Here is a 24,897-nt window from a genome sequence, read left to right as displayed (position 1 = left end):
ACGCCGGAGACGAACACGCATGAGGACGCAGGCTGCTTTTCTGGCCCTTCTGCTGGCAGGGATATCCCCCACCATGGCGCAGGCGCCCGCGTCCGGCCTGTCGGGCATCCGCTTTCTCGTCGGTACATGGAACGCGGGCCAGGGCACCCTCGCCGATACCGGCGGCACCACGACCGGCCAGTCCACGATCACGGCCGAAGCGGGCGGCGCGGTGCTGCTTCGTCGCGACCATACCGATCTGTTCGACCGGGCGGGCAAACCCTCCGGCGGGTTCGACCAGATCATGATGATCTATCCCGAAGGCAGCACGCTCCATGCCGACTATTCCGACGGGCGGCATGTCATCCATTACGACCGGGCCGCGATCGAACCGGGGCACGCCGTCACCTTCACCAGCTCCGCCGCCCCTGGCCAGCCGGTCTTCCGGCTCGGCTACCGTCTGCTGGCCCCAAACCGGCTCGGCGTCTCATTTTCCATGGCGCCGCCGGGCAGCACCATCTTCCGGCCGGTCGCGGACGGAACATTGAGCCGAACCCATTGACCCTGCCCCGACGGCACGCGGCGAAACACGCTCCGGACGCGGACGCGTCCTTCCCCGTTCCCGGAGCGCATGACCAGGCGAAATGACTGATTTTTTGAAAAAACCCTATATCCCAATCGCATTTCTATTGTGCCTTGTCGGTATCCACGCAGCCTTCACCACCCGCACAAGCCGGAAGCTGCCCAGCGACGCCTATATCTGGCAACGCCAATGGACGCCCGCCGTTAGCTCCGCCGTCACCGCCAGCCGGGACATGATCCACACCTGGCGCATCCTCGCGGCGGAACTGGACGGGCATGGCGTGTGGGTGGACACAAACCCCGACAGCACCGTGCTGGCCCAGGGCCACATACCGGTCATCGCCGTGATCCGCATCGAGGGTCAACTGGCCGACTGGGATGAAGAGCAGCTGGCCGCCCGCATCCTGGCGCTGAAAGCCGCCTGGCAGCAGCGCGGCATCGCGGTCGCGGGCATCGAAATCGACCATGATTGCGCGACCGTCCGCCTGCCGGCCTATGCGCGGTTCCTGGCGCTGCTGCGCGGCCGTCTGGGGCCGGGCACCATCCCCCTGTCCGTCACCATCCTGCCGGCCTGGCTGGCCTCCCCCGCGCTGGAGGACGTACTGGCCCGGGTCGATGACGCCGTGTTGCAGATCCATGCCGTCCAGAACCCGCAATTCGGCCTCTTCAACCCGGCCAGGGCCCATGACTGGGTCCGGGCCTTCGCATTGCGCCGCCACGGCCCATGGCATGTGGCCCTGCCCGCCTACGGCACGCGCGTCACCTGGGGAACCGACGGGCGGATCGCGGCTGTCGAGAGCGAGCAGGATCGTTTCATGGGCGCCGATAGCGGGCATGAACTGGTCGCGCCTCCCGCCGACATCGCCGCCTTCATGAAGCGGATCGAACATGCCCCGCCGCACGGACTGGCCGGCTGGGTCTGGTTCCGCCTGCCGACGGAAGATGACAGGCGGGCGTGGAGCCTGCCGACATGGCGCGCGGTGGTCACCCGCCAGCCGCTGCACGCCGCGCTGTCGGTCAGCCTGCGCCGCCCCTCGGCCTCTGCCCCCTACGATATCGTCCTGGCCAATGGCGGCAACGCGGATTCCGAAGCCCCCCCCTCCATCCGGATCGACAGTGCCTGCCCGTCCGGGGCCGATGGTCTGAACGGCTACAGCCTGGATTATGATGCAGGCGGCATGTGGCTGCGGCGCGAGCAGCCCGGGCTGCTGCGGGCGGGACAACAATCCGTCATCGGATGGGTGCGGTGTGACCGGGGAACAGTCAGAGCCTATGCAGGAACCGATGAAAAACAGGACTGATCCGCCCGCACCGATGGCACCGGGCCGGCGCGCCGCGCAACGCTACGGGCTGGCCTTCACGCTGTCGAGCGTGGCCGGCATTTCAATCGTCCTCGCCTGCGGCATGGATTTTCCAACCCAGTTGCTGGACGACCGCGCAGCTACGCTCAAGACCACACCGGCGACATCCTTCGCCTACGCAGTCAGCCACCTCGTCATACCGGACGATTCGCTCCGGGTCGCCAGGCCCGCGCCCCGAACCGCCCAGCCGGCGGACCCGGACAGCGCCCCGCCCGAACCAGGGATGGACGCCCTCTCCCCCCTGCAGCAGAACCGCGTTGCGATGATGCGCGACGCGATCGACGGCGATTCCGCCTACGCGCATGCGGACGGCCTGCCCGCCGCGATCCGCCTCTATACAGCCGGCGCGGTCGATTACGCCCTCGCCCGCAAGCTCGGCGGCGATTATGCCGAACATGCACGCAAACGCTTCCAGGCCGTGCTGGACCTCCCGGATGGCGAGGGCCAGGACCGGGCGGTCTGGGCGGCCTACATGCTCGGCCGCCTGCAGATGGACAGGCTGCTCGCCACCGGCAGCGGAGATGCGCGCGAGGCCGCGGCCCACGCCTTCGCCCAGGCCCGCGCCCTTGCACGGCAGAACGCTCCCGACCCGCTCTCCCTCGCCGTCGCCAGCTATGGCGAACAGGCGAGATCCTATCTGATGGATGGCAGGACGGCCTGTGGCTGGAAAGCCTTCCTGACCGGCGCGCCCTGCGCCGACAGCATCGACCCTGCAAACCTCAAACACGCCATCGCACTCTATGCCGAACAGGCAGCACGCGGGTCCGCCAGCGGCGCCACGTCGCTGCTGCTCATCGCCGCGTGGGCAATGGCCGACCCACGGCGCACCGAGCACCTGATCGACGATCCACTCAGCCAGAACCTGCTGGTGGCCTATGCGCTGGCCCGCACCGGCGACATCATCAACGACGATCCGCGAACGGCGTCCGACTATGCCGCACCAGATCGGGGCGGCCTGGGCTATCACGACGCCGCACGCGGCATTGCCGGCAATGGCTGCCCCTACTGCACCGAAATCCGGACCATCCGCCCCAACCCGGCCATCGTCACCCTGGTCGATGCCATTCACGCGCGCGGGGTCGAACATATCGCCCACGCCGACCGGCTGGCCACCCTGGCCTATCGCAGCGGCCGCTACGATCTGGCGAAGACGCTCGCCACCATGCAGCCCGGCGCACTATCGCGCTGGGTACTGGCAAAACTGGCCATCCAGCACGGCGACCTTGCCGCCGCGGCCCGATATTATGCCGAAGCGGCCAAGGCATTTCCCATCGTCGCGGACGGCCTGGCACCGGAGGAAATCGGTCGCCTCCGCGCCGAACAGGGCGTCCTCACCCTGTCCCGGGGACAGTATGTCGCAGCGTTCGACTGCCTCTATGCCGCCGCGGTCAATGCAGGCAGCCAAAGCGGCGTGGCCTTCGACGCCGCCTATCTGGCCGAACGGGTGCTGACGGTCGACGAATTGCGGCATTATGTCGATGCCCATATCCCCGCGGCGCAAGGGCAGGCCCCGCCATCGGCGGCCCCGCCCGAATTCGACGCCATCCGGATGATCCTGGCCCGGCGACTGGTGCGCGCCGGGCGCATCACCGAATCCCTCCGATATTTCCCTGCAGATGACGATCCGCACTATGTCACGGACGGCAAACCCGTCCCGTTCCGCACCTGGGCCAAAGCCTATGGCAACGCCCTGCGGGATGCACGGCATCGCTGGACCGCAGTGGGCCGCGCGCAGGCGTGGTTTACCGCCGCCAGCATCGCCCGCGCCCACGGCATGGAGATCATGGGCACCGAGCAGGACCCGGATTATGCCGTGTTCAATGGCGGCTTCACCACAGGCGCGGGCCGCACCGTCGCGGTTCTCTCCCCCACCGACAGCCAGCCGACCATCCCCCTGACCAGAAAGGCCCGCACCGCCGCCGCCCTGTCCGGCCCGCTGGTCACCGAGGGCGAACGCACCCGCTTCGCCGCCAGCGAGGCCGCCCCCTACCGGCGTTTTCATTATCGCGCCATCGCGGTGGACCAGGCGGAAAACGCCGCCGATCTGCTCCCCGCCCGCTCGCAGGCCTTCGCCGCGGTACTATGCCACGCCGCAGGCTGGGGCATGGGGGCAGACGCGGAACTGTACCACCGCTATGTCCGCCAGGGCGCATCCGTCCCCTTCGCGAAAAATTTCGGCCAGCACTGCCCGGCACCCGACTTCCAGTCCGCCGCTACCGATCCCTATACAAGCCCTTTCCGCCCCCTGCACCGATGGCTGCACCGGTACCTGACGGCGCCGCTCGCAAGCATGATGGCGCGGCTGTAACGCCGATTGCCCGCCGCTACCGACGCGACCATGCGAGGAAACCATGCCTCCTCGCATGGTCTCATCGGTGCCCTCAAGCCGAACGCATCAGTCGGACAGGGACTGGCCCTTCTTGACCAGATCGCTGCACAATTCGACACGCTTCGACCGGTCGAGCGTGGAAATATCGAACGGCGTGCTGGTCCCGGTCTGCAGCAGGCCCTGCCCGCCAACCGAATAGAACTGGTCATTCTTCACGTCGTCGCGCTTGACCAGCGCACGCGCGGTGCTGCGTGCCGTGGTGCCATTGACCAGTTTCTTGTGGATGCAATAGGTCACCAGACCGGCGACGTTACCGGCACCGGCCGAAGCCAGCGTGGGCAGCCCGTTTGCGCCCAGCACGCCAGGCGTCGCAACCGTCGTCGACCCCGTCACACCAGTGACGATCTGCGCACCCTGCGTGGCCGGATTGGACGCCGGATCGGTGGGCGACGTCACCGGCACGCTACCAGCCGGCTGGGTCGAAAGCGTCGTTCCCGCCGGCACCTGCGCCGGCGTGCTCTGCGCGTGCGCCGTCCCAACCACGGACAGCGCGACCCCACAGGAAACCGCCAGGGCAAAAAAGCGATTCGTCAGCATTACCGAACCTTTCAGCAGGTCATCCAAACAACAACCCAAGACACGACATATGACAGGCATCATGTCACATCGTTATGGGCCGCATGATCCAAAGACCAAACGTGCCGGATAACCGACAGTTCTATTCCATACTGAAACAATTCACGCCGACAGCATCATCACAATGCCAGATATTCTCTTCACACCGGTTATTGTATGCCCACATCGCCACCCGCGCGGACTGACATGACGTCCAGCGTCCGCGCATCAGAAGAAAACCGGAAGATTGGCACGGCATTACAGGCGATCTGACAATGCGCACCCGCCAGACCACGAGTCTTTGTACCCATTATCCACATGGTTGTACACAGGGACAGGAGAGGCGCTCCCCCGTCCCCAGCCCCCAATGGCCGTTTTGAAACTTTCCCTTTGGCTTGCCGCCGGAACGCCCGCAGAATACACGGCGCAACGGTCTCTCCCGCATTGCGTCAGAGCCCATTTATCAACATGCCCGCAAAGAGACTTGCCGAATGCGCCTCCTCCTCGCCCTCATCCTCCCCTGGCTTCAGTTCTTCACCATCGGAAGGCCGATTGCCGGCATCGTCTGCCTGTTTCTCCAGATTACGATCATCGGCTGGATTCCCGCCGCCATCTGGTCGGTCTATGCCCTCAGCCAATACAAGACCGACCAGAAAATCAAAAAGGCGATGCGCGGCTGACCCTGCCCCATCCCGACTTTCCCTGAATAACGGCCGAAGAGACTGATTCCGCAGGTCCGCCGGTCTGGCGCTTTTGCCCAGATGTATCGTCCCTTGCGATCGCCGGGCAGATACCCATTTCCTGTCGATCTATCGGCCGCAGGAGGGCGAAATGGGAAACACCAAGGGAAAATCAGGGGGAGTTCCCACAAAGACCACGAAGGGCAAAAAACCTCCCCTGACAACAAAGACCGGCGCCTATGGCGATATCGCCCAGGGCCGGGACCCCAGGGAACCGCCCACCCCTGGGCAGCCCCCACGCCATACCCCAGGCTCGGTCAAGTGAACGGAATGCCCCGATAACCGGCACCATAGGCAATCGGCCCCTATGCCGTGCACTGGCATGGAAAGGCCTTACGGTTCTGCGCAGGCTGCGTCGGTGTGGGAACGGGGCGTTCTGCATTCTCATTACGCATCGTCGCAGCACATGACGCAGGATAGAGCAGCCCGATAGCTCGCCCCCGCCATCGCCCATCCTGCGAATGACGATCTGGAAGGGCTTACCGTCGACTTGCCGCAGGCACCGTCGAGCAGTTCCTTGGACGCCGCAACGCCGGCCGCCGGCTCGTTCGAGCGCGCCAATGGGCCAGCCGCTCCACGGCAAGCTGCATATACTCCTGCGCAAGCTCGATCACCTCCCGCAGAGCCTCCGGGTTGCCACCAGCGTTACCACTCTGGCCCTTCTGAAACTGCCCCCGATTGGTTTTCGCCTCAGGCGCCCTGTTATCCGGCACGTCCGGCGTCCCTCTTTGCATACTTCCGACGATTACACATGGCTGGAATCGCACACGGAAATCAGGGAATTATACAGAAGAAATGGCAATTACCACGGCCGCCGGCTGCCTTCACACCGCTCCTGCAACCGCCTCATAGCGTCCGGCGGCATGGGCGCGGTCATCATCGATCGGTATTTCATGCATGCGGGCGTTTCCCCGTACTCATGCCGGGGTTGGCGAACGCAGCCGGCCAGCGCCACAACAGCCACGCACACAATCCAGTGCTTCATCCTCGCCTCCCCTTCCCGGCCAGTCGAGGATACCCCAACCGTCAGCACAATACCCGGCGAACCCCTCCGAACTTCTCGCAGCAAAACCCCGGCGGGAGCGCTCTGAGCCACCTGGGACAGCTTGCTTCAGGGCCGAGCGTGCGGGTGGTCCCCGGGCGTGGTCGTGTCCCACACGCCCCCTTCCGCCTGGTCGGCCAGCACCAGTTGCACGCCCAGATAGGCGCCCCCCATACCGGCCATGGCCAGCCGCAGCGCATTCAACTCGTCCGGCGCGGCCGAGCCCCAGACCGGATAGAATACCTGGTCCGCCAGCGTGTAAGATGAGGCGTTTTATTGTTCTGGCGTGTGCGGGAATTCTAAGCGGGTGTGCGCACCATCCATGGGATTGTGCGGCTGGATATGCTCATGAAGACTCCCTGCCGGGGACGTCAGGGTATGATAATTTTCAGCGCGGAGATTTTTCACCCACACAATATATGTGTGACGCCGCAACTGCCTCAACCGCAAGTGATAATTATCAAGCCACGGCCGTAGGTCGTTTATCCTCATGTATCTAATTGCCAGTCTAATTACATAGGGAATGGCGTTGTAAACACGACCTGTAATTGATCAGCGTGGCGCTCCGGCAAGCTGCTGCCTCGGAGCAGCGGAAGGGTTTGGGAGATCAGAACCCTTCTGGAATATCGTGATTCCCAATATGAACAATAGTCATTAAATAATCTTCGTAATTCGCCATATATATTCTAATATGTAGACTCGCTCTAATCGAATATAAAATATGAGAGTTTGTTATCTTCTCAAATTTTAATGTCGGCTGCACTGGATTTGACGCAAATCTCTCCAATGCATTTGATACTTGTTTTCTTATTGAACCATCTATTTTCTTTAGTGTTTTGATTGTTGTTGGATTTGCATCAATTTTCGCCAAGGAAAAATCGTCCATAGGAAAACCGTCAAGCCCACACTTCCGAGAGGAAATCCTTCATTTCCTCAGTTGAGGAAATGGGCCGAGGTTCAAGTTCCTCGTCAAGCGCCCCTCGCAGCATCTTTAGCAGGAGAAGATATCTAAATTGCGCCTCGGATGACTCTTTCATTGCCACAGATGCCAATTGCATGCTTTCCGCGATCGAAAGAAGACTATCTCGTATAGCCTTAACATTCCCATTTTTTTCATTTTCTATCGACCTTCCGCTAGAAAAAAGAACGGAAGACATAGAAGATAAATACTCAGGAACCTCAGTAAGAAATGGATGAAGATCAATCCTGTTGGACTCTATTATTTTAATCTGACTATCTAAATAATTAATATAGAAAAACTTAACGCCGACAGTATTAACATTTTCATCAACGATATTAGAGACATCTGATTGCAGAGATCTCTCTATCATTTCGGATAGCAGTAGGCATCCATTTTTTACTGGAGCAACAGAAGCGATTAATTCTTTTGTGTGTTTCTCGAAAGATTGAACTGTTTTAGCAAGATTTCTTGCTTCTGCACCGGCGCCTGGGTTCTGAAAATTATCTCCCCCCACCGATGGGATCTTCGCACTGTCCGACACCCGCGCGACATCGAACACTCCACTCACATCAGGGTGAGTAGAGAGCAACTGCGCAACCGTCAGGGCCGTCGCCATCTTCATAGGTGTCCTTATAATGAAGAGCGCTACCAAAAGCGAATCAAGCGTCTTACCGTCGGTGATAAAAAAAACTCATGACTTTTTATGCTCCTGTGCCATAGCGGCGCCCGACCGAACTCCGGATGCAGCACCATCAGCGTCGCGATCTGGCCCAGCTTCTCGTATCCGGCCGCGCGCGCGGCGCGGGTGAGGACGCCGCCCACAGCCCCGGCTACAGATAGGAAGGGTTGCAGCGCCCGCGTGTTGATCGATTTCCCGGAGCAAGACAAGCCAATCACGAGCAAGCGGCGTTCGGTCTTACCTATCACCAAGACCCTGCGGCGCGACATGGACGTCGCACAGGCGAATGCTCTTGGCCCCAATGTTGTTCACTGGCACGGGAAAGCCGTACCTACCGGATTACGCTGGTCGTTCTCGAAGGCATGCCAGCGGACTGGTCTGTCATGGAAGCCGACCCCGCACCACCTGAAGCATAGCGTGGTGTCATGGTTCGCAATGGACCGCGTTCCGATCTACCAGGCAGCCGACTGGCTAGCCACAGAGCCAGCGACCCTGCGGCGTGTCTATCGAAAATTCGATCCGACCTATCTCGGGAGCATCGCAGATGATTTTGAATTGTAGTGGTCCACATGGGCCACAAATGCCTGTGCATAACTCATACTAAGTTACTGGCGTCCCATAGGGGATTCGAACCCCTGTTGCCGCCGTGAGAGGGCGGTGTCCTAGGCCTCTAGACGAATGGGACATCTGGCTTGGCGCGGTTCGTATCCCGATGGCGCGGAGCGGTCAAGCCCCGTCCGCGCGATAATGACATTTTCTTTGCGCCATCGCCCCTCAGCTCGCCACCGCCGCGTCGCGGATGAAGAAGCTGGCATCGGTGCGGCCATTCCAGTTTTCCGCACGCAGCCAGCCCGCCAGATGCAGCGGCGGGGCATTGCGGTCTTCCAGCATCGCGGCGGCGGGGTGGTCGTCGGCGCGGAACAGCAGCGCCTTCAGCCGCGGGCCGCCACCCTCGCCTTCCACCAGCACCCGCAGCGTGCCGCCTTCGCGACCGATCCGGTCGGCGCGCACCACCCGCACGCGCGGAATGGCCAGCACCGGTTCGTCATTACCCGCACCAAACGGCGCCATGCGGCCGATATCGGTCGCCAGCTCCACCGTCGCGCCGGCCACATGCACCACGCCTTCGATCAGCACATCCACCGCATCCGGCAGAGCCCCCGCATCGCGCAGGCGCTCGTTCAGGAAATCGTGCAGCGCCGGCACCCCGCCCGCGGGCAGCGAGAACCCCGCCGCCATCGCATGACCCCCACCGGTGGTCAGCAATCCCATCTGGCGTGCCGCGATGATCGCCGCCCCCAGATCGATATCGGCGACCGACCGGCCCGATCCCTTGACCGTCCCGTCCTCCAGTTCCGCCCCCACCAGCACCGGGCGGTTGAACCGTTCCTTGATCCGGCCGGCGACAATACCCACCACCCCCGGGTGCCAATCCCGCCCCGACAGCACCAGCACCGCATGCCCGGCCTCGCGCTGGGCCGCCGCCTCTTCCATCGCGCGATCCAGGATCGTGCTCTCCACCGTCTGGCGGCGCCGGTTCACCGCATCCAGCCGTTCAGCCAACCGACGCGCCTCGGCAGCATCGTCACACAGCAACAGATCCAGCCCCAGCCCGGATTCGGCAATCCGCCCACCCGCATTGATACGCGGCCCCAACGCGAAACCGCAGGTGAAGGCCGAGAGCGGGTCGCGCGCGCCCGCAACCTCCAGCAACGCCTCCAGCCCGATCCGCCGCCGCCGCGCCAGCATCTTCAGCCCCTGCGTCACCAGCGCCCGATTCAGCCCGGTCAGCGGCATGACATCGCACACGGTCGCCAGCGCCACGATATCGAGAAACGCCATCAGATCCGGCTCGGGCCGACCGGCAAACCAGCCCGCCCGACGCAGCGCCCGCACGGTCGCCACCGCCGTCAGGAATGCCACCCCCGCCGCGCACAGGCCCCGCTGGCCGGACAGGCAGTCCGGACGGTTGGGATTGACGGTGGCCAGCACGGAAGGCGGCGGCCCCTCGGCCTTGTGATGATCCAGCACCACAATGTCGGCCCGCCCGGCCAGCGTCGCCAGCACATCGCCCGCCGCCGTGCCGCAATCGACACAAACCACCAGCGTCGCCCCCCGCGTCACCAGCGCGTCCAGCGCCGGAGCGTTGGGGCCATAACCCTCGGTCATCCGGTCGGGCACATGGGTCATCACCGGGCAGCCCAACTGGCGCAGCAGCCCGGTGACCAACGCCGCCGCACAGGCGCCATCCACGTCGTAATCGCCGAACACGGCCACCGTCTCGCCCCGGCGCACCGCCTCGGCCAGCCGGTCGGCCGCCACATCCATGTCCTGCAATGCCGAGGGGTCGGGCATCAGCGCCCGCAGCGTCGGGTCCAGGAAGGTCGCGGCCGTGCCGCCATCCAGCCCGCGCGCCGCCAGCATCTGCCCGACCAGTTCGGACACGCCCGCCTGCTGCGCGATCATCAGCCCGATCCGCCCCCCGGCATCGGCCAGACGGGAATCCCGCCACAGCCAGCGCCGGCCACCCAGGCTGGACCGCACCCCCAGCACCACCCCTTCAACCGGGTCGGAAGGCGCTTCCATCAGCAGCCCGTCAGCCACAACCGAAGGCAACATAGGCCGTCAGTATGCCGGCCAGGTCTTGGTGGTGAAATCGTGATGCGCCTCGACAAAACGCACCGTGCCGGATTTCGAGCGCATGACGATCGAATGGGTCACGGCGCGCCGGCCATCCCGGCGGATGCCGCGCAGCAGCGGGCCGGTGGTGACCCCGGAGGCCGAAAACAGGACATCGCCTTTCGCCATGTCAAACAGACCGAGCTTGCGCGACGGGTCCTTGCCCGGATTCATCTCCCGCGCGCGGCGGATCTGCTCGTCATCCTCGAACAGCAGGCGGGCCTGCATCTGGCCGCGCACGCAGCGCACGGCGGCAGCGGCCAGCACACCCTCGGGCGCCCCGCCCGAGCCGGCATAGATATCCACCTCGCCGTCCGGCAGGCAGGCGGCAATGGCGGCCGCCACGTCGCCGTCGCTCAGCAGCATCACCCGCGCCCCGGCCTCACGCGTCTTGGCGATCAGCTCCTCATGCCGCTCGCGCTCCAGCGCGCACAGCGTCAGCTCGCTGATATCCTTGCGCTTGGCCCGTGCCAGCTCGCGCAGGTTGGCGGCAATGCTGGCATCCAGGTCCACCACCCCTTCCGGCAGGTCGGGACCGACCACGATCTTGTCCATGTACACATCGGGCGCATGCAGGAAATTGCCCGCCTCGGCCAGCGCCACCACCGTCAGGGCGTTGGGCATGTTCTTGGCGCACAGGTTGGTGCCTTCCAGCGGGTCCACGGCGATATCCATGGCCGGGCCGCCGGCCCCCACCTTCTCGCCGATGAACAGCATCGGCGCCTCGTCCATCTCACCCTCGCCGATCACCACCGTGCCGTCGATCGCCACGGTATCGAACGCCAGACGCATCGCCTCCACGGCGGCGCCGTCGGCCTCGTTCTTCTGGCCGCGACCGGTCCAGTGCGATGCGGCCATCGCCGCCGCCTCGGTCACGCGGACCAGTTCCAGGGCCAGGTTGCGGTCGGTGACCTGGTAGGCGGCAGTGGGTGTGGACGTCATCACTCTGTTCCTTAGCTGTCTGGGCCGGTTCTCGTCGCCGGCCTGTTGGACGGGGCCGTCAGGATAGTCAGCCGGCCTCGATACGAATCATCGCCGGCTCGCCGATCACGGCCGGCAGGGCCGCGATCCGGGCCAGTGCCGCCATCATGGCGGATTCCTGTGTCCGATGCGTGACCAGCACCAGCGGCACGGACGGTTCGTCCGCTCCACCACTATCGTCGGCGGCGCGCCCATGTTGCAACATGCTGCGCAAGGACACGCCATGGTCGCGCAGAACGGCCGTCACGTCGGCGATCACGCCGGGCCGGTCGTGCACCTGCAGGCGAAGATAATATTCCTCGTGGAAGGCGGTGCGCGGCAGGGCTTCCACCTGCGTCAGCCCGTCCGTGCTGCGGCCCCACACCGGCACCGCATTGCCGCGCGCGATGTCGATCAGGTCGGCGGCAACGGCGGTGGCAGTCGGCCCTTCGCCCGCGCCCCGCCCTTCCAGCATCAGCCGGCCGACGAACGCACCCTCGACCAGCACGGCATTGAACACCCCGTCCACCTGCGCGATCGGCATCTTCTCCGGCACCAGGCAGGGATGAACACGGGCCTCGACCCCATCTTCACGCCGGCGGGCCAGGCCCAGCAGCTTGATGCGATAACCCAGCGTCTGGGCGAAGGTGAGGTCCAGCGCGTCGATGGCGCGAATCCCCTCGACATGCACCGAGGAAAACGCCACCGGCCGGCCGAATGCCAACCCGGCCAGGATCGCCAGCTTGTGCGCCGCGTCGATCCCGTCCACATCGGTCGAAGGATCGGCCTCGGCGTAACCCAGCGCCTGCGCCTCGGCCAGCACATCGGCAAAGGCACGGCCGCTCTCGCGCATCGCGGTCATGATGTAGTTGCAGGTGCCATTCAGGATGCCGCCCACCCGGTTCAACCGGTCGGCGGCCAGCCCCTCGCGCACGGTCTTGATGGCGGGAATGCCGCCGGCCACCGCGGCCTCGAACATCAAGGGCACGCCCGCCTGTTCGGCCAGTGCCGCCAGCTCGGCGCCATGCACCGCAATCAGCGCCTTGTTGGCGGTCACGACCGGCCGGCCGGCCCGCAGCGCTTCCGTCACCAGCCGGCGGGCAACGCCCTCCGCACCGCCGATCAGTTCGACCACCACATCCACGTCCGGGTCATGCGCCAGCGCCAGCGCATCGTCATGCCAGGTCACGCCGTCCAGATCGATGCCCCGGTCGCGGGTGCGGTCGCGCGCGGCCACGGAGGTCACCACCACCGGCCGTCCGGCCCGGGCACCGACGATGGCCGCGTTGCCGCGCAGCAGCTTGACCAGCCCGGCCCCGACCGTCCCCAGCCCCGCGATGCCGATCCGCAATGGCGCCGACCCCGTTCCGCCCGCCTGTCCGCCCGTGCCACCCGTACCCATCATCCGTCCGGTCACCTGATATCCTGTCGTCGTTCCTGAATTCAGCGATCAGCCGGACGCGGCGCCCACCGCGCCGCGTCCGGGTCAAAAAAAACCGGCCGGGACCGCCCCGGCCGCAAAGTCAGATCACCGGCGCCGCATCGGCAGCCAGGTCCGCATCCTTCCCCACCCGGCGGCCGGAAGCCGCCAGATCAGGCAGATTGACGCCATGACGGCCCATGAACTGCCGGATCGCCCGCGTCGCCTGGCGCAGGCGCTGCGTGTTCTCGACCAGCCCGATCCGCACGAAGCCCTCGCCATACTCGCCAAAGCCCAGTCCCGGCGCCACCGCCACCCCCGCTTCCTTCAGCAGCAGCTTCGAGAAATCGACGCTGCCCATCTCGCGGAACGCAGCCGGCAGCGGCGCCCAGGCGAACATCGACCCTTCCGGCGACGGCACGTCCCACCCCGCCGCATGCAGGCCGCGGATCAGCACATCGCGCCGGTCGCGATAGAGCGTGCGCATATCGGCGACACAATCCTGCGGGCCGCTCAGGGCCGCCACCGCCGCCACCTGAATGGGGGTGAAGGCCCCGTAATCCAGATAGGATTTGATCCGCGTCAGCGCATTGATCAGGCGCGGATTGCCGGCGGCGAAGCCCATGCGCCAACCGGCCATGGAATAGGTCTTGGACAGCGAGGTAAACTCGACCGCAATTTCCTTCGCCCCCGGCACCTGCAGGATCGAGGGCGGCACCTTGTCGCCGAAATAGATCTCGGCATAGGCGAGATCGGACATGATCCAGATCTCATGCCGACGGGCGAAGGCCACCAGTTCGCGATAGAAATCCAGATCCGCGACATAGGCCGTGGGGTTGGAAGGGAAATTGACGATCAGCGCCGTCGGCTTGGGCACCGAGTGGCGCACCGCGCGATCCAGCGCGCGCAGCATCTCCTCGTCCGGCGTCGCCGGGATCGAGCGCACCGAGGCCCCGGCGATGATGAAGCCGAACTGATGGATCGGATAGGACGGGTTGGGCACCAGAATGGTGTCACCCGGGCTCGTGATGGCGGCGGCCAGGTTGGCCAGCCCTTCCTTCGACCCCAGGGTGGCGATCACCTCGGTCTCCGGGTCCAGCGCCACGCCGAAACGGCGGTCGTAATAGCCCGCCAGCGCCCGGCGCAGGCCGGGAATGCCCTTGCTGACCGAATAGCCATGCGCGCGCGGGTCGGCCACGGTCTCCACCAGCTTCTGCACGATATGCGGCGGGGTGGGGCTGTCGGGATTGCCCATGCCCAGATCGATAATGTCCTCGCCCCTAGCTCGGGCCGCGGCCTTGGCCTTGTTCACCTCGGCGAACACATAGGGCGGCAGGCGGCGGATGCGATGGAATTCTTCTGTCATGGGTTGGCTCGTTGAGACTGTTTGCCCGGGACCCAGCGCCCCGGACAAGGTTCAGGATGGCCGTTTCGCACCGCTCTTCCGGCGGCATGTCGCGACTGGCGGGATGTTTCCCCACCAGTCGCGGATATTAGCGACGCCCGCGCCCGACAGGCAACCGCGCCGCACGCCCCTACTCCGCCGTGCTGATGCGCACCCCGTCGCCAAACGGATGGGCGCGCAGGTGGATCGCCTTCGCCGGCACCCCATCGGCCGCCAGGCGGTCGGCCACCGCACGGGCACGCAGCAGGGCCAGCGCCATCGCCCGCGCCTGCTCTGTCGAATCGGTCGACGCGGCCTCGCCATAGCCATGGACGAATAGCGGGCCGCCGGGCGTATGGCGCGCCACGCTGTCGATCTCCTTCTCCTGCCCCGCCACCGGGTGGTCGTTGCCGACGGGGAAGAGAATGCGCGTTCCCCCCGGGTCCGACAGGACATAATCCGGGCGGCTCGCCGCAACGGCGGCATCGCTCGGCACCGCGAAGCCGGGCAGATCCGGTGCCGTCGGCGGCCCGGCGGGAATCTCGGGTGGCGGCGCCGATGCCGCCGGCGCCTTGCCGCCCACGCCGCCGACATCCGCCCCGACCTCGGGCATCGCCACCAGCGGCCCGCCGCCGTCCTTACCAGCATCGCCGTGGGCCGAAGACGCTTTCGGGGCGGGCCTGGATGCCACGGGCGGCGGCGCCTCCGCCGCATCCAGCGTCGCCGAAGGCGTGGCCTCGGTCGTCGCCGGAGCGGCCGGCGTGGAAGGCCGCGCCGGCGCGGCGCTCACAGGCGGGGCCGTATTCGTCAGCGGCCCGACCTCCGCCGCCATCCGGTGCGCCAGATTGCGCTGTTCGATCAGAGATTCGGTCACATCCTGGCGGCGCTCGGCCGATGGGAGGACGGGAGGCGTGGTCGGGGTCAGCCCCACGGCGGGATAGGGGTCATGCGCGCCCGGCGGCGGGGGTCGCTGCTGGGCGATGACGCCGCCCTGATACTGATGCCACCAGTCCAGCGTGGTATCGACCGCGTCGCGATGGGCACAGCCGCCCAGGGGCAGGCCACCCGCCAGCAACCCCGCCAGCACCGCACCCATGGCTGCCCTCCGGCGGCCCGCCGGGCAGGCCAAAGCCGAACGGTCTCTTGGCAGCGGCGCTTTCATACCCATCTTCTCTCCGTGACCAGCGTCTGGCTGTCTGCCCTCCCTTACTAGCCCGGCCCCGGGGCTTTGAGCTAGAGAGCCGCGCCGCCGGTTCGCAGAGGGCGCGGCACAGGACGGGTCTTGGCACCAGCCCGAAGGCGGCGCAGGATAGAGTGATGACGCAGACCAGTCCTGGATACAGGGAGATCATGATGCTGAACGGCATGCAGCCGAACCACCGTATCCGGATGGATGACGAAGACCCGAACGGTCCCGACATCCCCGAGCCCCAGGGTCCCGAACCGAAGGAACCCGACGACAACAAGACCCTGTCCTCACCGGTCAACGAGCTTGAAAGCCGCCTGTTCGACCAGCGCAAGGTGCTGGTGTTCGGCGCGATCAACGACAAGCTGGCGCGTGACGTCACCGGCCGCCTGCTGGCGCTGGCCGGCGCGTCCGACAGGCCGATCGACGTCTATGTGAACTCGCCCGGCGGCCATGTCGAAAGCGGCGATACGATTCACGACATGATCCGCTTCGTCGATTCGGTCGCCCCGGTGAACGTGATCGGCACCGGCTGGGTGGCCTCGGCCGGCGCGCTGATCTTCGCCGCCGGCAACCCGCAGCGCCGCTACTGCCTGCCCAACACGCGCTTCCTGCTGCACCAGCCGATGGGCGGCGTGCGCGGCCCCGCCACCGATATCGATATCGAGGCGCGGGAAATCGTGAAGATGCGCGAGCGGCTGAACCGCCTGTTCGCGCGTGAAACCGGCCAGACCTACGAGAAGATCTGCCGCGACACCGACCGCAATTACTGGATGTCGGCCGAAGAGGCGATTGCCTACGGCCTGGTGACACGGATCATCTCCACCATCTCCGACATCCACTGATCGCTGGCCCCCCTCCTCCCCCCCATCGCAGGGGGGGCCGCAAGGTGACGTTCGGTCCGGCCTGATCTCCAGGCCGGGCCGACGTCTGTACTCATTGTGCGAGCTTGCGAAGTATGACGTCTCTTTCCGATATCTATTCCTCTCTCCCCGAGGCCCTCGATCCCAAGGGCGCCGACACGAAAACGGTGGCCGAGGCCGATTTCAACGCCCGCCACTGGTCCAGCCCGGTTCCGGGCCCGCTGAAACCCGGCTCGGCCGAGCATAAACGCGCGGTGGCGGAGATGTTCCGCGACACCTTCAACCCGTACAAGCCCTCGGTCATCGAATGGCCGAAGCTCGACCCCGAGACGCTGAAGCGCGTGACCTCGCTGCCGATCTGGGACATCGCGGTCCAGACCGAAGGCAAGGCCCGCCTGCGCATGGCCGCCTACGCCCGGATGATCGACGACCCGGACATGAAGGACGCCCTGTCGCGCAACGCGTGGGAGGAAAACCGCCACAAGGAGGTCCTCTCCAAGCTGGTCGAGGCCTATGACATCAAGATGGCGCCCGAGCCGCCCTATATCGAGCCGCGCGACACGGAATGGGCCTATCTGGTCACCGGCTTCTCGGAATGCGTCGACAGTTTCTTCGCCTTCGGCCTGTTCGCGCTCGCCCAGCGCTCGGGCTTCTTCCCCGCCGAACTGATCGAAACGTTCGAGCCGGTGATGCAGGAGGAATGCCGCCACATCCTGCTGTTCGCCAACTGGCTGGCCTGGCACCGTGCCACCATGCCCCTGTGGCAGCGCCCGTGGTTCGAACTGCGCGTCCTCGCCGTCTGGGTGTTCCTGGTCTACGAACGGATCGGCTTGGCCACCAGCATCGACGCCGACGGCAATGTCCAGGAACAGGACAATAATTTCACCGTCAGCGGCGCCAAGGACGTGGCGGATATGGATATCAGCCTGCGCGACATGATCGATCTGTGCCTGTCGGAGAACGAACGCCGCTTCTCCGGCTACGATCCGCGCCTGCTGCGGCCGAAGCTGGCACCGAACCTGGCGCGCTTCCTGCGCCTGTTCCTGCGCCGCCCCGCCGGCACCCGGGCGCTGGAGACGACTGCTTGAGCCGAATCGAAGCCGGGTCGGAAACCCACAAGGACCTGTTCTGCAGCCAGTTCATCGCCACGCATCAGGTCTTCGACCCCGAGACCCTGCCCTGGCCCGAACTGACGGACACAGAACTGGCCCGTCTGCGTACCATCCCGTTCTGGCAGGAGGTGTACCATACCGAACGCCGGGCGGGCGCGATCGTCGATGCCTTCACCCCGCAGATCACCGACCCGGTGGTGCGCGAGGCCGTGGCCCTTCAGGGGCTGGAGGAAGCGCGCCACGCGAAGCTGATCCGCACGATGATCGACCGCTACGGCATCGACGCGACAGAACAGCCCCTGGAGCGGTTTCCCGCCGATCTGGAAACCGCCTTCATCGATTTCGGCTTCGGCGAATGCCTCGATGCCTTCCTGGGCTTCGGGGCGTTCAAGAACGCGCGCCAGTCGCAGTTCCTGCCGGAAAAACTGTTCGAGATCTTCGATGTGCTGATGTTCGAGGAAACGCGGCACATCGTCTTCTTCATCAACTATATGGCCTGGCGCGAGCGGCGGCGCGGGCTGGGCCGGGTGCGCCGGGCGCTGAAATCCACCCGCTATTACGGCCGGGCCCTGGGGCGATTGCTGGCCATGGTCCGGCGCGGCCAGCAGCCCAATGACGGGCGCGATTTCGCGGTCACCCAGGCCAATGTCTTCCTCGACAGTTTCTCGTTCCGCCAGTTCGTCGAGGATTGCTACCGCGAGAACGCGCGCCGCATGCAGGAATTCGACCCCGACCTGATGCAGCCCCGCCTGCTGCCCGCCATGGCCGACCTTGCCCTGCGCGGCATGCGCCTGTGGGACCGGAGCCGCCCCCACCTGCGCGCGGGCACACGATAAAAGCTTGTCCGGAAATGCGCGCTGGCGGCGATCCGGCGCGCGTTTCGGGCCGCTCTCGCTCACCAGCCCACATTTCCAGACAAGCTCCGAGAGAGAGAGAGAGAGAGAGAGAGAGAGAGACGGCCGCCCCGCAACAGTCCGTTGCAAACTGAAAGAAAACCTGCCTTTCCGACAGGTTAGGCAGGCCCTACTGTTTCGCCGATGCGGTCGCGGACAGATTGGCCGGGTCGACAGGTCCACCGCGCGCATGAGTCCATGCCGGCCCGTCCACGGACGCGCACCGACGACATGCCTCTTCGCCACCAGTTACGGGAAATCGTCACATGTCTTCGTCCATCTCCAGCCTCGGCGGCAGCGCCCTCGACAGCCTGCTCGGCACCAGCGGCAGTTCCTCTTCGTCATCGTCATCGTCATCCTCATCCTCATCCTCGTCGTCTTCCGCCACGACCACGACCGAAATCGCCAATGCCGATGGCTCGATCACCATCGTGACCAAGGACGCGCAGGGCAACATCGTCTCCGAATCCACCACCGGCGGGCAGACCGCTTCGGCCGGCAGCTCCGACAGCGTCGACCTCTACGCCTGACTCATGTGCGCTGGCCGGACCGTCACCCCGGATCCGGCCAGCCCACGACAAGACGGCCTCTGGGCCGCTTCCTGCGCCCAAGGCGCCGCGAATCATTTCGCCCCCTGATCCAGTCCGACAGACCGTACCGAGACGCCCCGCGCGTGGGCCTGGCCGCCGCCAGAACCGGCAGTCCGTCCTCCCCCCGCTGACTGATCAACGACCGCGACAGGCCATGCGACCGCCTGCCCACCTGGCGACACACCGACCCTCTCTCGCCTGAAACCCGCTGGCAGGGCGCTGGAATCCCGTCCTTTCCCCACGCCTCCGCGCCTTTTTTGCGCTTGCACACCTTCTGATCGTGGGACAAGAATGGCATCAACGATTTTCAATCGTTAATATAAAATATCCGCGCCGCCATCGCCCCCAAGGTCAGTCCAATGTCCGAAACGACCCGCTTCACCCGCCGCGCGCTGCTGGGCACCAGCCTGGCCGCCACGTCGTTTCCCTTCGCGCCGATCGGGGCCAGGGCGGACGCACCCGCGCAGGACGGCGCCCATTGCAGCGCGGCCGGCACGGCGAACGTCCCGCCCGTGCCCGGCCCCGCCCGCAAGCTGACCATCGCGTGGAACCAGAATTCGACCTGTACCGCCGCCATCCCGGTCGCGAAGGAGAAAGGGTTCTTCGCGCGCTACAATCTGGACGTCGATTACGTCAATTTCGCCGGCTCCACCGACCAGTTGCTGGAAGCGCTGGCCACCGGCAAGGCCGACGGCGCGCCGGGCATGGCGCTGCGCTGGCTGAAGCCTCTGCAGCAGGGGTTCGACGTCAAGCTGGTCGCCGGTTTGCATGCGGGCTGCATGCACATGCTGGCCCCCAAGGGCGGCGCCGCGAAGCTGGAAGACATGCGGGGCAAGACCATCGGCGTGACCGACATGGGCGGCCCGGACAAGAATTTCTTCTCCATCCGCCTGAAGGAAGCAGACGTGGACCCGGAATCCGACGTGCAATGGCGGCAATACCCGGCCGACCTGCTGGCGGTGGCGCTGCAACGGGGCGACGTGCAGGCCATCACCGGCACCGACCCGGTCTCCTATCTCTACAAACGCCAGTTCGACCTGGTGGAAATCGACAGCAACATGAACGGCACGTGGGCGCAGGTCGCCTGCTGCGTCATCGGCCTGCGCGGCAGCCTGATCCGCAACGACCCCGCGGTGGCGGTGGCGGTCACGCGCGCGATCCTGGAAGCCGGGGCCTGGGTCGCCTGCAACCCGGACGAAGCCGGGCGCATCTTCAAGCCCTTCGCCGCCCGCGCCAGCGCCGAGGATCTGGCGAACATGCTGCGCCTGCAGGGCCATCATCACCAGGTGCTCGGCCCGTCGCTGCATGATGAAATCGTGCGCTATGCCGACGCGCTGAAACAGATCGGCGTGTTCCGCCCCTCGCTCGACTCCGCGCGCTATGCGGGCAAGGTCACGCAGGACCTGTTCGCCACATGAATTCGTCGGACACACTATCCCCGCCCCTGCGCACGACCGGCCAGACGGCGACGAAGGCCGACACCCGCCGCACCCTGCTGCCCTGGGCTGCCGGGCCGGCCTGGTTCCTGGCGGCGCTGGTCACCTGGCGCTGGCCCGACGCCGACGATTTTCCCGATACCAGCCAGCTTGCCGCCCTGTTCCTGGCCGTCGGGCTGGGCCTGACGGCCGCCGCAGCCCTGCACCGCCTGTCGGCGCGTGCCCCCTGGGCCATCGCGCTAGGGCTGGGCTTCACGGCGTGGGAGATCGCGCAGGCCAAGCTGCTGTGGCTGCCGCGCCCCTTCTTCGGCACGCCGCAGGATCTGCTGGACGTGTTCCTGACCGACTGGAAGCGCCTGGGCGACAGCCTGCTGCACTCGCTCGGCCTGCTGGCGGTGGGGTACGGCATCGGCGCGGTACTCGGCGTGGCCATCGGCGTCGGGCTGGGGCGCTCGGTGCGGTTCCGCTACTGGGTCCGGCCGCTGATCCGCCTGGTCGGCCCGCTGCCGCCGGTGGCGTTGCTGCCGCTGGCCTTCGTGCTGATTCCCTCCAGCCGCGTGGCCAGCGAGGCCCTGCTGGCGCTGGCGGCAGGCTTTCCCACCACCATCCTCACCTGGTCGGGCGTCGCCGCCGTCGATCCCGCCTATTACGATGTCGCCCGCACCATGGGCGCGCGCAACCGCTTCTTGGTGCTGCGCGTCGCGCTGCCGGCCGCGATGCCGCAGATCTTCGTCGGCCTGTTCATGGGGCTCGGCGTGTCCTTCGCCACCCTGGTGGTGGCCGAGATGCTGGGCGTGAAATCGGGTCTCGGCTTTTACATGCAATGGGCCCAGGGCTGGGCAGCCTATCCCAACATGTATGCGGCGCTGCTGGTGATGTCGCTGATGTGCACCGGGCTGGTCACGCTGCTGTTCAAGGTGCGCGACCGCGTCCTGTCCTGGCAGAAGGACGGGCTGAAATGGTGACCCACCGCCCGCTCGGGCTGCAACTCACGCATATCGACCATGGCTACACGATCGGCGGCACCTTCACCCCGGTTCTCGACGATATCAGCCTCACCATCGCGCCGGGCGAATTCGTCGCCCTACTCGGCCCCTCGGGCTGCGGCAAATCCACTCTGCTGCGCCTGATCGCAGGCTTGGAACCCCCGCATGGCGGCGCGATCCTGGCCGAAGGCACCCCCATCACCGGCCCGGGCCCCGACCGGATCGTGATGTTCCAGGACCCGACCCTCTATCCGTGGCGGACGGTGCGCGGCAACGTGGCGCTGGGCCACGACATTGCCGGCCGCAAGGACCCGGCATCGGTCGCGGCCGCGATCGAACTGGTGGGCCTGAAAGGTTTCGAGCGCGCCTGGCCGCACCAGTTGTCCGGCGGCATGGCCCAGCGCGCCGCCCTGGCCCGCGCCCTGGTCAACGACCCGCGCCTGCTGATCCTGGACGAACCGCTGGGCAAATTGGACAGCCTGACGCGGCTGACGATGCAGACCGAACTGCACCGCCTGTGGCACGATCGCGGCTTCACCGCCATCATGGTCACCCACGATGTCGAGGAAGCCCTGCTGCTGGCCACCCGGATCATCGTCTTCAGCCCCCGCCCCGCCCGCATCATCGGCGACCTGCCGATCGACCTGCCCCCCCACCGCCACCGCGACGACCCGCGCCTGCTGGACCTGCGCAAGAACATCCTGGTACAGCTCGGACACAGCGCAGACTGGTAAACGGCTTTTCAAGAAACGACCGGGGTGGTCCCTGCCGAATTCCCCCGAATGCCGGCCATCTTGTTGCGACATGGCATTGAATATAATCTCCCCGCAGGAACAGAGGACAGACAATGCGAATATTCCATGGGGCGGCGAGCATGATGCTCGCCCTTTCGCTCGCCACCACAGCGCACGCAACGGATATCGCGATCCACGCGGGGCGGCTGATCGACGGCACCGGCACGGCGCCCAGGCTCCAGGTCACGATCCTCGTCCATGGCGACCGCATCGCCTCGGTGACGCCGGGCTTCACCCGGCCTGCGGGCGCGACCCTCATCGACCTGTCGAACGCCACGGTACTTCCCGGCCTGATCGACTGTCATGTGCATATCACCGACCAGTTCGATGGTGGCGACCCGATCCGCGAGATGGTCACCCAAACCGGTTACGATGCGGCATACCGCAATCCCGCCTATGCCCGCGCCACGCTGGAGGCCGGCTTTACCAGCGTGCGCGATGTGGGCGCGTGGACGGAACCGGTCGTGGCGATGAAGCGCGCCATCGCAAAGGGTGAAATTGCCGGGCCGCGCATGTGGGTGGCGGGCGCCCCGCTCGGCCCGACCGGCGGCCACACCGACAGCCATTCCGGTCTCGACCCCGCCGTCGAGAACCCCGAATGGAACGAGGCGATCATCGATGGCGTGGACAGTGCGATCCGCGCCGTGCGCCGGCACCGACAGGAAGGCACGGACCTTATCAAGATCATGCCGTCGGGCGGCGTACTCTCCGTCAATGACGATCCCAACCTTCAGCTGATGAGCGACGCCGAGATCAAGGCGGTGGTCGATACCGCGCATGCGCTGGGCATGAAGGTGGCCGCGCACATTCACGGCCGCATGGCGATCGATCATGCCATTTCGCTGGGTGTCGATTCCGTCGAACATGGCAGCTATGCCGGACCGGAGAGCTACCCGCTGTTCAAGAGTCACAATACCTATCTCGTCCCCACCCTTCTGATCGGCCAGAAAGTGTACGAGATCGCGAAGGCCCATCCCGAACAATTGCCGCCCTCCTCCGCCGCCAAGGCATTGGAGGTGGCCCCGCATCTGCGTGACAATCTGGGTGCCGCCTACCGCGCGGGGGTGAAGATCGCGTTCGGCACCGACCAGGGCCTCGTTCCGCATGGCGAGAATGGCCGCGAGTTCGCGCTGATGGTGCAGGCGGGCATGACGCCGATGGATGCGATCCTCGCCGCCACGCGCAATGCCGCCGACCTGATCGGTGACAGCGCCGATATCGGCTCCGTCCAGCCCGGCCGCTTCGCCGACATCGTGGCCGTCAAGGGCGATCCGCTGAAGGAGGTGAACGAACTCACCCATATGCAGTTCGTGATGAAGGGCGGAACGGTCTACAAGGCCGACGGCAAGGACAGCGGTGCCGGCGGCATCGAGGATGCGGGCGGCCATTGAGGGCGACGGCCCGCAGCCCTGTCGCCCATACAGTACGAGCCCCCGCCCCCTGCCCACCCGACGGATGACGCTAATATCCTGATGAATTCACGCCCTTCCCGCGCCCGATGAAGCGATAATTTCGACCGCGACACCGGGTCGCGCGCGGCGAAGCCACGCCGCAGACGAAGGACGCTCGAAAAATGATAAAAAAACTCGGCGCCGAATTCTTCGGTACATTCTGGCTCGTCTTCGGCGGCTGCGGCGCGGCCGTCCTCGACGCAGCCTTTCCGCAACTCGGGATCGGTTTCGGGGGCGTCGCACTCGCCTTCGGCCTGACCGTCCTCACCATGGCCTTTGCCGTCGGCGGCATTTCCGGCGGCCATTTCAACCCGGCCGTCTCGCTCGGCGTTGCCGCCGCCGGCCGCCTGCCGTGGAACGCGCTCGCTCCCTACTGGGCCGCCCAGGTGCTGGGCGGCCTGCTGGCGGCCAGCCTGTTATACCTCATCGCCTCCGGCAAACCGGATTTCGTGGCGGGCGGCTTCGCCTCCAACGGCTATGGCGCCCTCTCGCCCGGACATTACGGGCTTCTCTCCGGATTCCTGATCGAAACAACTCTGACGGCGGGGTTCCTGGTCGTGATCCTGGGCGCGACTTCCCGCACCGCGCCGGCGGGGTTCGGCCCGCTGGCGATCGGGCTCGCGCTGACCCTGATCCATCTCGTCTCGATCCCCGTCACGAACACGTCGGTCAATCCGGCCCGTTCCACGGCGGTCGCGTTCTTCGCGCAGACGGCAGCGCCGGGGCAGCTCTGGCTTTTCTGGACAGCCCCGCTCATCGGCGCCCTGCTCGGCGCCTTCATCTGGAAATACCTGATCGCAACATCGGAATCATGACGGAAACCCGGTCAGGGCGGCATGGAGGAAGGCGTATCCG

23 protein-coding genes and 1 tRNA gene are annotated in these 24,897 nt (G+C 65.8%); 14 read left to right on the top strand and 10 right to left on the bottom strand.

The window, feature by feature from the left end:
* The first annotated feature begins 19 nt into the window (after window positions 1-19).
* The 3 genes from HLH35_RS18090 to HLH35_RS18080 all read left to right on the top strand — a co-directional run bounded on the left by HLH35_RS18090 (window position 20) and on the right by HLH35_RS18080 (window position 4,230).
* Window positions 20-541 carry a hypothetical protein gene (locus HLH35_RS18090; RefSeq protein ID WP_182980473.1) on the top strand — a complete coding sequence of 174 codons (522 nt, stop codon included), beginning with the start codon at window positions 20-22 and terminating at the stop codon, window positions 539-541.
* 253 nt (window positions 542-794) lie between these two features.
* Window positions 795-1,862, top strand: coding sequence for a DUF3142 domain-containing protein (locus tag HLH35_RS18085; protein ID WP_220790762.1), 1,068 nt, complete (start codon window positions 795-797; stop codon window positions 1,860-1,862).
* The gene (locus HLH35_RS18080; protein WP_182980471.1) at window positions 1,846-4,230 is read left to right on the top strand and encodes a hypothetical protein; all 2,385 of its coding nucleotides are present in this window, start codon (window positions 1,846-1,848) and stop codon (window positions 4,228-4,230) included. Before HLH35_RS18085 ends, HLH35_RS18080 begins: the two co-directional genes overlap by 17 nt.
* An 87-nt stretch (window positions 4,231-4,317) precedes the next feature.
* Here HLH35_RS18080 and HLH35_RS18075 read toward each other — a convergent pair whose 3' ends face one another.
* Entirely contained in the window at window positions 4,318-4,848 is a 531-nt protein-coding gene (locus HLH35_RS18075; protein WP_182980470.1) for a DUF2501 domain-containing protein, read from the bottom strand.
* Window positions 4,849-5,357: 509 nt separating this feature from the next.
* On the opposite strand from HLH35_RS18075, the gene HLH35_RS18070 reads away from it, so the two are divergent.
* On the top strand, window positions 5,358-5,546 hold the full coding sequence (locus HLH35_RS18070) for a YqaE/Pmp3 family membrane protein (RefSeq protein WP_182967560.1): 189 nt from the start codon (window positions 5,358-5,360) through the stop codon (window positions 5,544-5,546).
* A 1,171-nt stretch (window positions 5,547-6,717) separates the two neighbouring features.
* Here the strand turns inward: HLH35_RS18070 and HLH35_RS20265 are convergent.
* From HLH35_RS20265 to HLH35_RS18060, 3 genes are all read right to left on the bottom strand, one after another.
* Window positions 6,718-6,852: a hypothetical protein gene (locus HLH35_RS20265; protein WP_275944262.1), complete on the bottom strand. Its 135-nt coding sequence runs from the start codon at window positions 6,850-6,852 to the stop codon at window positions 6,718-6,720.
* Window positions 6,853-7,255: 403 nt separating this feature from the next.
* Entirely contained in the window at window positions 7,256-7,534 is a 279-nt protein-coding gene (locus HLH35_RS18065) for a type II toxin-antitoxin system RelE family toxin (protein ID WP_182980469.1), read from the bottom strand.
* A 10-nt stretch (window positions 7,535-7,544) separates the two neighbouring features.
* On the bottom strand, window positions 7,545-8,225 hold the full coding sequence (locus tag HLH35_RS18060) for a hypothetical protein (RefSeq protein ID WP_182980468.1): 681 nt from the start codon (window positions 8,223-8,225) through the stop codon (window positions 7,545-7,547).
* A gap of 243 nt (window positions 8,226-8,468) precedes the next feature.
* On the opposite strand from HLH35_RS18060, the gene HLH35_RS18055 reads away from it, so the two are divergent.
* Window positions 8,469-8,849, top strand: a complete 381-nt coding sequence (locus HLH35_RS18055) for a site-specific integrase (protein WP_182980467.1) — start codon at window positions 8,469-8,471, stop codon at window positions 8,847-8,849.
* 48 nt (window positions 8,850-8,897) lie between these two features.
* On the opposite strand, the gene HLH35_RS18050 is transcribed toward HLH35_RS18055, so the two are convergent.
* From HLH35_RS18050 to HLH35_RS18025, 6 genes are all read right to left on the bottom strand, one after another.
* A tRNA-Glu gene (locus HLH35_RS18050) sits at window positions 8,898-8,973 on the bottom strand.
* A gap of 89 nt (window positions 8,974-9,062) precedes the next feature.
* Complete coding sequence (gene recJ / locus HLH35_RS18045) at window positions 9,063-10,907, bottom strand: single-stranded-DNA-specific exonuclease RecJ (protein ID WP_182980466.1); 1,845 nt, start codon at window positions 10,905-10,907, stop codon at window positions 9,063-9,065.
* 6 nt (window positions 10,908-10,913) lie between these two features.
* Window positions 10,914-11,909 (bottom strand): class II fructose-bisphosphatase, encoded by a 996-nt coding sequence (gene glpX / locus HLH35_RS18040; protein WP_182980465.1) that lies wholly within the window; start codon window positions 11,907-11,909, stop codon window positions 10,914-10,916.
* A gap of 67 nt (window positions 11,910-11,976) precedes the next feature.
* Window positions 11,977-13,329: a homoserine dehydrogenase gene (locus HLH35_RS18035; RefSeq protein ID WP_182980484.1), complete on the bottom strand. Its 1,353-nt coding sequence runs from the start codon at window positions 13,327-13,329 to the stop codon at window positions 11,977-11,979.
* A gap of 121 nt (window positions 13,330-13,450) precedes the next feature.
* On the bottom strand, window positions 13,451-14,713 hold the full coding sequence (locus HLH35_RS18030; protein ID WP_182980464.1) for an LL-diaminopimelate aminotransferase: 1,263 nt from the start codon (window positions 14,711-14,713) through the stop codon (window positions 13,451-13,453).
* A gap of 169 nt (window positions 14,714-14,882) precedes the next feature.
* Window positions 14,883-15,827, bottom strand: coding sequence for a hypothetical protein (locus tag HLH35_RS18025; protein WP_246385203.1), 945 nt, complete (start codon window positions 15,825-15,827; stop codon window positions 14,883-14,885).
* A 260-nt stretch (window positions 15,828-16,087) separates the two neighbouring features.
* On the opposite strand from HLH35_RS18025, the gene HLH35_RS18020 reads away from it, so the two are divergent.
* The 9 genes from HLH35_RS18020 to aqpZ all read left to right on the top strand — a co-directional run bounded on the left by HLH35_RS18020 (window position 16,088) and on the right by aqpZ (window position 24,857).
* Window positions 16,088-16,762 carry an ATP-dependent Clp protease proteolytic subunit gene (locus tag HLH35_RS18020; RefSeq protein ID WP_182980482.1) on the top strand — a complete coding sequence of 225 codons (675 nt, stop codon included), beginning with the start codon at window positions 16,088-16,090 and terminating at the stop codon, window positions 16,760-16,762.
* 113 nt (window positions 16,763-16,875) lie between these two features.
* The gene (locus tag HLH35_RS18015) at window positions 16,876-17,868 is read left to right on the top strand and encodes a ferritin family protein (protein ID WP_182980463.1); all 993 of its coding nucleotides are present in this window, start codon (window positions 16,876-16,878) and stop codon (window positions 17,866-17,868) included.
* Window positions 17,865-18,728 (top strand): hypothetical protein, encoded by an 864-nt coding sequence (locus HLH35_RS18010; protein ID WP_182980462.1) that lies wholly within the window; start codon window positions 17,865-17,867, stop codon window positions 18,726-18,728. The genes HLH35_RS18015 and HLH35_RS18010 overlap by 4 nt, the downstream gene beginning before the upstream one ends.
* A gap of 323 nt (window positions 18,729-19,051) precedes the next feature.
* On the top strand, window positions 19,052-19,315 hold the full coding sequence (locus tag HLH35_RS18005) for a hypothetical protein (RefSeq protein ID WP_182980461.1): 264 nt from the start codon (window positions 19,052-19,054) through the stop codon (window positions 19,313-19,315).
* A 419-nt stretch (window positions 19,316-19,734) separates the two neighbouring features.
* A complete protein-coding gene (locus tag HLH35_RS18000; protein WP_182980460.1) occupies window positions 19,735-20,793 on the top strand; it encodes an ABC transporter substrate-binding protein in 1,059 nt (352 codons plus the stop codon).
* Window positions 20,790-21,776, top strand: coding sequence for an ABC transporter permease (locus HLH35_RS17995; protein WP_182980459.1), 987 nt, complete (start codon window positions 20,790-20,792; stop codon window positions 21,774-21,776). Before HLH35_RS18000 ends, HLH35_RS17995 begins: the two co-directional genes overlap by 4 nt.
* Window positions 21,770-22,531: an ABC transporter ATP-binding protein gene (locus HLH35_RS17990; RefSeq protein WP_182980458.1), complete on the top strand. Its 762-nt coding sequence runs from the start codon at window positions 21,770-21,772 to the stop codon at window positions 22,529-22,531. The genes HLH35_RS17995 and HLH35_RS17990 overlap by 7 nt, the downstream gene beginning before the upstream one ends.
* A 113-nt stretch (window positions 22,532-22,644) precedes the next feature.
* Window positions 22,645-23,982 carry a metal-dependent hydrolase family protein gene (locus HLH35_RS17985; protein WP_182980457.1) on the top strand — a complete coding sequence of 446 codons (1,338 nt, stop codon included), beginning with the start codon at window positions 22,645-22,647 and terminating at the stop codon, window positions 23,980-23,982.
* A gap of 182 nt (window positions 23,983-24,164) precedes the next feature.
* Window positions 24,165-24,857, top strand: coding sequence for an aquaporin Z (aqpZ, locus tag HLH35_RS17980; RefSeq protein WP_182980456.1), 693 nt, complete (start codon window positions 24,165-24,167; stop codon window positions 24,855-24,857).
* The last annotated feature ends 40 nt before the right edge of the window (window positions 24,858-24,897 follow it).

Origin of the sequence: Gluconacetobacter asukensis (assembly GCF_014174375.1) — a bacterium.
GTDB lineage: Bacteria > Pseudomonadota > Alphaproteobacteria > Acetobacterales > Acetobacteraceae > Gluconacetobacter > Gluconacetobacter asukensis.
Note: the sequence above shows the minus strand (reverse complement) of the source record. Positions and strands in the feature narration are given on the sequence as shown.